This window comes from Streptomyces sp. NPDC050263 (assembly GCF_040655955.1).
In the GTDB taxonomy this organism is placed as follows: domain Bacteria; phylum Actinomycetota; class Actinomycetes; order Streptomycetales; family Streptomycetaceae; genus Streptomyces.
In genome coordinates, this window is record NZ_JBFAKW010000261.1 from 1 (window position 1) to 3005 (window position 3005).

At 70.5% G+C, this 3005-nt stretch carries 4 protein-coding genes; 1 reads left to right on the plus strand and 3 read right to left on the minus strand.

Annotated features, from left to right (window positions below; translation table 11 throughout):
- Positions 1–123 precede the first annotated feature (123 nt).
- The gene (locus tag AB0J04_RS45705) at positions 124–1011 is read right to left on the minus strand and encodes an RNA polymerase sigma factor SigF (RefSeq protein ID WP_363174653.1); all 888 of its coding nucleotides are present in this window, start codon (positions 1009–1011) and stop codon (positions 124–126) included.
- 245 nt (positions 1012–1256) lie between these two features.
- Between AB0J04_RS45705 and AB0J04_RS45710 the strand changes: the two genes are divergently transcribed.
- The gene (locus tag AB0J04_RS45710; protein ID WP_363174654.1) at positions 1257–1631 is read left to right on the plus strand and encodes a helix-turn-helix transcriptional regulator; all 375 of its coding nucleotides are present in this window, start codon (positions 1257–1259) and stop codon (positions 1629–1631) included.
- Positions 1632–1664: 33 nt separating this feature from the next.
- Here AB0J04_RS45710 and AB0J04_RS45715 read toward each other — a convergent pair whose 3' ends face one another.
- Both AB0J04_RS45715 and AB0J04_RS45720 read right to left on the minus strand, forming a co-directional pair.
- Positions 1665–2267 (minus strand): ATP-dependent Clp protease proteolytic subunit, encoded by a 603-nt coding sequence (locus tag AB0J04_RS45715; RefSeq protein WP_363174655.1) that lies wholly within the window; start codon positions 2265–2267, stop codon positions 1665–1667.
- Position 2268: 1 nt separating this feature from the next.
- The gene (locus AB0J04_RS45720) at positions 2269–2907 is read right to left on the minus strand and encodes an ATP-dependent Clp protease proteolytic subunit (RefSeq protein WP_363174656.1); all 639 of its coding nucleotides are present in this window, start codon (positions 2905–2907) and stop codon (positions 2269–2271) included.
- Positions 2908–3005 lie beyond the last annotated feature (98 nt).

A 3005-nucleotide genomic window follows, 5' to 3' on the forward strand; every position in this document is an offset into this window, starting at 1 on the left:
GTCCAGTACGAGGACTTCCGGCCGGCACACCGAGAGCACGCACCGGACGCCGCTCCTTGACGGGCAAACGTTGCCTGCCGCGGCACTAGCGGGCGTCACCCGCCCGCGGCGGCCGGGCGGAGCTCAGGCGCAGCCCAACTCGCCCAGCATTCCCTGGCGCAGTCGGGTGATGATCCGCTTGATCAGACGGGACACGTGCATCTGGGAGCAGCCCAGCCGCTCGCCGATCTCCGCCTGCGTGGCCTCCTCCACGAACCGCATATGGATGATCTGCCGGTCTCGCTCGCTGAGTTCGGCCATCAGGGGGGCGAGCGAGTGGAAGTCCTCGACGAGCCGCAGCCCGTCCTCCTCCACGCCGATGAAGTCCGCCAGGACCGCCTCGCCGCTCTCCGGACCGTCCCCGGTGAGCGCCGCGTCGAGCGAGGAGGAGTTGTAGCCGTTGGCGGCGATCTGCGCCTCGACGACCTGGCCCTCCGAGAGGTTCATCAAGGTGGCCAGCTCGGCCACCGTCGGCTCCCGGTCCAGCCGGCTGGCGAGTTCCTCCCGCGCCTTGGCCAGCTCGACGCGCAACTCCTGGAGCCGCCGCGGCACATGCACGGCCCATGTCGTGTCCCGGAAGAAGCGCTTGATCTCACCGACGATGTACGGCAGCGCGAACGACGTGAACTCCACCTCGCGCGAGATCTCGAACCGGTCGATGGCCTTGATCAGGCCGATCATCCCGGTCTGGACGATGTCCTCCATGTCGTTCCCGCGGCCGCGGAACCGACCGGCCGCGAACCGCACCAGGGACATGTTCATCTCGATGAGCGTGTTGCGCGCGTACTGGTAGTCGTGCGTGCCCTCTTCGAGTACGGCCAGCCGCTGGAAGAACCGCCGGGACAATTCACGTGCGTCACGCGGGGCCACGCTCCGCGGCGCCTCGATACCCGGCAGCGGTGCGCCGTCCGTGCTGGTCCCGGTGGTGCCCTCGACGGCCTTGGCCTCCGACCGGATCACGGCGGTCTGCATGACTCTCCCTCGTATCCCTCGACAGTCACGATCCGACAGTCCTGCTTCGGCAGTCACGTTTCGACGCCTGTCGTGCTCGTTCCGTGAGCGGACACGTGTGCACGGGCCCGCTCAGGGGGCGGGTACCCGCTCCTGGGCGGCCCATGCGTGCGGGATGCGGGCGCGTCGGAACACCGGCCCCCGATTCCACCGAGGGCGCAACGCCGGACTCTTGCCGTGGCGGCCCGCGTTCCTAGGCTTGAGAGGTGAGCAACCAAGCGCCGAACCAAGCCCGCGTGATCCCCCTGCGCCCGCCTGCCGAGCGCGAGCCGTTGTGGCGTGACCTGGTCGGAGACGTCCTGCGCCGCGAACGCCAGGCGCAGGAGCGCACGCTGAAGGACGTCGCCGACTCGGCCCGTATCTCCATGCCGTACCTCTCGGAGGTGGAGCGCGGCCGCAAGGAGGCCTCCTCGGAGGTCCTCGCGGCCGCCGCCCGCGCCCTCGGCCTGAGCCTCGGCGACCTGCTGGGCCGGGCCCAGGGCGAGCTCGTCCGGCTCACCGGCGGGCCGTCCGTCCGCCGGCCCGACCGCGGCCGGACGGCGACGACCTCGTCGCACGACGGCCTCTGCCTGGCCGCCTGACGGGCCGTGCGGGCCGGTGTCCCACCCGGTGCCTCACCCCTTCACAAGACGCCGGCTCACCACCTCGTCGGCGAGTCCGTACGCCACCGCCTCCGGCGCGGTGAACACCTTGTCGCGGTCCATGTCCGCGCGCAGGGTCGCGATGTCGTGGTGCGTGTGGCGGGCGAGCACCTCCTCGACCTGGGCGCGGATCCGGACCATCTCCTTGGCCTGCAGCGCCAGATCGGAGACCGTGCCCTGCCGGCCGCCGCTGGCGGGCTGCCCGAGCAGCACGCGCGCGTGCTCCAGCACGAACCGCCGACCGGGATCCCCGCCCGCCAACAGCACGGCCGCGGTCGACGCGGCCTGTCCGACGCAGAACGTCGAGATCGGCGCCTGCACGTACGTCATCGTGTCGTAGATCGCCATCAGCGAAGTGAACGAGCCGCCGGGCGAGTTGAGGTAGATCGCGATCTCGTTCTCCGGGGCCGCCGACTCCAGATGGAGGAGCTGCGCGATGACGACGTTGGCCACGCCGTCGTCGATCTCGGTGCCGAGGAAGATGATCCGCTCCGACAGCAGCCGGCTGAACACGTCGTAGGACCGCTCGCCCTGCGGGGTCCGCTCGACCACGTTCGGAATCGTGTAGGTCCCCATGTCACAGCCCCATCCGTCGCTTCGTGGCGGCCGGGTGGACGTCGGTGAGGGACTCCACGACCCGGTCCACCAGGCCGTACTCCCGGGCCTCCTCGGCCGTGAACCAGCGGTCGCGGTCGCCGTCCCGGGAGATGGTCTCCGGCGTCTGGCCGGTGTGCTCGGCGGTGATCCGCTCGATGGTCCGCTTGGTGAACTCCAGGTTCTCCGCCTGGATCTCGATGTCCGCCGTGGTGCCGCCGATCCCGGCGGAGGGCTGGTGCATCATGACGCGCGCGTTCGGCAGCGCGTACCGCTTGCCGGGCGCGCCGACGCTGAGCAGGAACTGACCCATGCTGGCCGCGAAACCCATGGCGAGCGTCGAGACGTCGTTGGGGATCAGCCGCATCGTGTCGTAGACGGCCAGTCCCGCGTGGACCGAGCCGCCGGGGCTGTTGATGTACAGGCTGATGTCGGTGCGCGGATCCTCCGCCGAGAGGATCAGCAGCTGGGCGCAGACCCGGTTCGCGGAGACCTCGTCGACCTGGGTGCCCAGCAGGACGATGCGTCGGCCGAGCAGTTGGGCGGCGAGTTGGTCGTCGAAGCGGGTGGGCGCGGTGTCGCCCTCCTGGGCCCGGGGAGCGAGCATGGTGAGTGGAGTCATCGGTTCTCCTCGTCGTGGCGTGGCTGCCGTCCGCTCCACTGTCGGCCGCGGCCGCCGCCCCGACGAGGTTTCTCTGCCCGTGGCAGATTCGCCACGGG